The organism is Eudoraea sp., from assembly GCF_049665975.1.
Classification (GTDB): Bacteria; Bacteroidota; Bacteroidia; order Flavobacteriales; family Flavobacteriaceae; genus Eudoraea.
Window position 1 is genome coordinate 1 of the sequence record NZ_JBATGR010000214.1, and the last position, 4162, is coordinate 4162.

Annotated in this window: 3 protein-coding genes and 2 pseudogenes; 2 read left to right on the forward strand and 3 right to left on the reverse strand. The window is 35.6% G+C overall.

Translation table 11 applies throughout. The annotated features are described in order from the left end of the window. A pseudogene (locus tag WBN20_RS08235) lies at window positions 1-295 on the reverse strand (TrkH family potassium uptake protein); the annotation flags it as partial. Beyond that, window positions 295-1644: a Trk system potassium transporter TrkA gene (gene trkA, locus WBN20_RS08240; RefSeq protein WP_424281334.1), complete on the reverse strand. Its 1350-nt coding sequence runs from the start codon at window positions 1642-1644 to the stop codon at window positions 295-297. The gene trkA and the pseudogene WBN20_RS08235, both read right to left, overlap by 1 nt. Window positions 1645-1888: 244 nt before the next feature. Between trkA and ubiE the strand changes: the two genes are divergently transcribed. Further along, complete coding sequence (ubiE, locus tag WBN20_RS08245) at window positions 1889-2617, forward strand: bifunctional demethylmenaquinone methyltransferase/2-methoxy-6-polyprenyl-1,4-benzoquinol methylase UbiE (protein ID WP_424281335.1); 729 nt, start codon at window positions 1889-1891, stop codon at window positions 2615-2617. 4 nt (window positions 2618-2621) lie between these two features. Further along, window positions 2622-3320 (forward strand): annotated as a pseudogene (locus WBN20_RS08250) (porin family protein). Between the two features lie 55 nt (window positions 3321-3375). Here WBN20_RS08250 and WBN20_RS08255 read toward each other — a convergent pair. After that, window positions 3376-4110 carry a TrmH family RNA methyltransferase gene (locus tag WBN20_RS08255; RefSeq protein ID WP_424272331.1) on the reverse strand — a complete coding sequence of 245 codons (735 nt, stop codon included), beginning with the start codon at window positions 4108-4110 and terminating at the stop codon, window positions 3376-3378. Between the last annotated feature and the right edge of the window lie 52 nt (window positions 4111-4162).

Here is a 4162-nt window from a genome sequence, read left to right on the forward strand (position 1 = left end):
TGGTAATGGCTCCGGAAAAAATATAGGGCATTACTCCCGAGGCAGACATCACAATCCAACCAAGGGTGACTATAATATAACCTTCTTTCTTCTTTACTTCTTTATCATGACCCCTTGTATAAAACATGGCCAGAATTCCGAGCAGTAATGTTATTATAGCTGCCAAGGTAATATCAAGGGTAGCGCCATCATCATAAAGCCCGCTCACCAAGGCCGCAATGAGCATAAAACCGCCATTAAATAATAACAGCAATCCCATAAGGTGGATAATTATTCTATAATTTAACCCTGTCATTATATAAAGAGTCTTTCAATTTTTGAAATGGAATCTGGCAGACAGCATACTACTACCCTATCGCCTTCCTCAATCCTAAAATCTCCTAAGGCAATATTTCCTATTCCATCTCTTACAATCCCTCCAATAATTGCCGCTCTTGGAAATTCTAATTCGCGTATAATTTTACCATTCACCTTTGAGGTCGCTTTTACTTCAAATTCCAGGATTTCGGCGTTTAGGTTATTTAATCGCGTCAGAGCTACTACCTCACCCCTTCTTACATAACGAAAGATATTATTGGCAGCTAATAATTTCTTATTAATTAAGGTATCAACCCCAATGGACTGTGAAAGTTGAAAGTAGTCCATGTTTTCTACCAGAGCGATCGTTTTTTTGATATTCTTGGATCTTGCCATCAGACAAGACATAATATTAGTTTCCGAATTTCCGGTTACCGCAATAAATGCATCCATAGATTCTAAGCTTTCTTCCTCCAATAACTCCAAATTCCTGCCATCGCCATTTATTACCAGCACATTTGGCAGACTATCAGATATATCAAAAGCCTTTTCTTTGTTTTTTTCTATTAATTTTACATTAAATTTTTTGGCACAAAGATCACGGGCTGCATTAAAACCAACTTTACTACCACCTAAAATCATTACATTTTTTATTTCTTCCTTCTTTTTACCGGTTAGCTTGTAAAGGTCATCTACACCTTCTTTATCAATTACAAAATATACCTTGTCCTTGTCCTTAAAAACTGTATCGCCTCTGGGGATAAGTGTAAACTGGGTTCCAACACGTTGCATGGCAATAGGCATAAAATGCAACCCGGGAAATATATTTGCTGCATCTTTGACAGATTTGCCTATAAACGGGGCGTCCTCAGGCAAGGTAACACCAACCATCATTAATGCCCCTGCCTCGAATTCGTAAGTGTCGAAAAAAGCTGATTGATCTAGTAAAAGCTGAATTTCTGTGGCGGCCAGTTCTTCAGGCGAGATCATCTCATCAATCCCCAATTCAGAAAATTTAATCAGTTCTTTATTATCAATAAATTCAATATTTGAAATCCTTGCAATCGTTTTTTTACACCCCATTTGTTTAGCTAATAAACAGAGGGTAATATTTGTTGTTTCAGATGATGTTACGCCAATTACAAGGTCAGAAGTTTCAACTTTGGCATCCCTCAATACAGAAATTGAAGTTGCATCACCTTTTAGAACTTTTATGTCCAAATGATTGTCTGCATAAGTTAAACTTTCCTTCCTGGAATCAATCAAAGTAATGTTCTGGGATTCATAAGATAAAAGTTTTGCCAAATGAAAACCAACTTCACCTGCCCCCGCAATAATAATTCTCATCTTTAGTCTTTGTTAATTATCAAGAGTCCGAATGTTGCGTAAAGGAGCTATCTTTATATAATATAAGCCAATGCAGCTCATGTACGTTGTATTTGCAAAGTTTGCAATGGCAAAATTACGCAAATTTATTTTGATTAATGTCTAACTTGGCCAGCAAAAATGGACGTCTAATGAATTTAGATTATCTCTATTAACGCCCATTCTTGAAGCTGGCTTTATATTATCTTTACCCGAAAATTACCTTATGCCCAAAAAAGTTAAACCTTATAAGACATCAACGCTTGGTAAAAAAGAACAGGTAACACAAATGTTTGATACAATTTCGGGCAGCTATGACGGCCTAAACAGGGTAATTTCTTTTGGTATAGATATTAAATGGAGAAACAGGGTTGTAAAAATTTTAAAGAAGAAAAATCCAAAAAACATCCTGGATATAGCAACCGGGACAGGAGATTTGGCTATTAATTTGGTTAAAACAGGAGCAGCACAAATAATAGGTTTGGATATTTCTAAGGGAATGCTTGAGGTTGGAAAAAAGAAGGTGTCAGAAAAAGGTCTGAATACTACAATTGAAATGATTGTGGGTGACAGTGAAAACCTTCCATTTGAAGAGAATAGCTTTGACGCAATTACTGTGGCATTTGGGGTTCGGAATTTTGAAAATCTTGAAAAAGGTTTATCGGAGATATATAGGGTTTTAAAACCTAAAGGCACCTTCGTGATTCTCGAGACTTCCGTACCTACAAAAACTCCCTACAAACAAGGATATCGGTTTTATACGCAAAATATCCTTCCATTAATTGGAAAACTTTTCTCCAAAGACCGGTCTGCCTACGCCTATCTTTCAGAATCTGCGGCAGTTTTTCCTTACGGTCAGGCTTTCAACAATATTTTAGGGAAAATTGGGTTTATAGCTATGGAGAACAGGCCACAGACATTTGGAGTGGCATCTATATATATAGCTACAAAATAGAAGAATGAAATATATCTTATTTTTTCTGATAGGTTTCTTACTGCTGGTTACTAGTGCATTACATGCTCAATTTAAAGAAAAACCCATCATAAATCTTGAAAATGAAGATAAAGCATTTTTAAATTGGGGATATTTCCTCGGATTTAATCAATATGACTTCAAATTTGAATAAAATAACGACTTGGATGATGTCTTAGTTGACAAATCTATAGGCTTCAATGTTGGTCTGATTGGTGAAATGAGAATTAACGAATTTTTAGACCTTCGCTTTGAACCTGGCTTATTTTATACCAATCGAACTTTAGGATATACAGGGTTTGCCAATGAAAGTGATGCACTAAGAGAAGTAAAATCTACATATATAAATTTTCCTTTACTATTAAAAATTAGTGCCCGAAGATTTGGCAACTGGAAACCTTATATTATTGGTGGCGCATCTGCTTCTTTAAATTTGGGAAGTAATGAGGATAGTCTTGACGATAATAGCAGTGGAACTTTTCGTATGACAAAAACCCTTTATAACTGGGAAATTGGATTTGGAATTGATTTCTACACTGAATATTTTAAGTTTTCTCCTTCTATAAGGGGAATCTTTGCGCTCAGCAATGAATTAGTCCCTGATAATGATCCTGACAGTCCATGGACCGGTAATATAGATGCCATGAAAACCAGAGGGATTTTCGTGAATTTTACTTTTGAATAAGTATAGCTTATCAAAGACATTAGTTTTTTTCTTCCTGATCTTTTACTTTAAGCGTTTAGCTTTCTTCCCTTCTAATTTCACTTAAAAAAATGGCAGTGGCAGTTGCTACATTTAAACTTTCGGTAGTTTTTTTTCCATATTGCGGGATCCCTATTCTGTTTTCTTTGTCTATCAGAAGTCCTACTTTTTCAGATATTCCCTTGCCTTCATTACCTAATATTAAAAGCCCTTTTTCAGGAAGGTTCGCAGAGTACACAGATTTCCCATTCATGTATGTACCATAGGCAAGATTTGTATGTTCTTCAAGTAGTACGGCAATATTTGCATACACAATATTCACTCTGGCAATTGAACCCATAGTCGCTTGTAAGACTTTGTGGTTATAACAATCTACCGTATCAGGAGAGCAAACCACATGCAATATTCCAAACCAGTCGCATAACCTTATGATGGTTCCCAAATTTCCGGGATCTTGTATAGCATCCAAAACAACAACCCAATCAGAATAATCAATAGCTGCCGGTTCGGGAATTTCAAATATTCCCAATATTTTATTTGGACTTTTATGAGCACTTATTCTTGCCAGATCCTTTTCTGAAACATAGTAAACTTCTTCTTTGTTTTTTGTCTTAAATTCGGGATCAGCGCTGTAGATGCTATGTGTCTTAAATTTAGAATTCAAAAGCTCTGAAACGACCTTTTTCCCTTCTACCACAAAAAGTCCGTTTTGAATTCGGTACTTTTTTTGATATAAGCTTTTTATAAATTTTAATTGACTTTTAACAACCATTCAAATAATGTATTTTTGGCTTCTATGAAGACCCTTCGGAGTTACGAAAAGA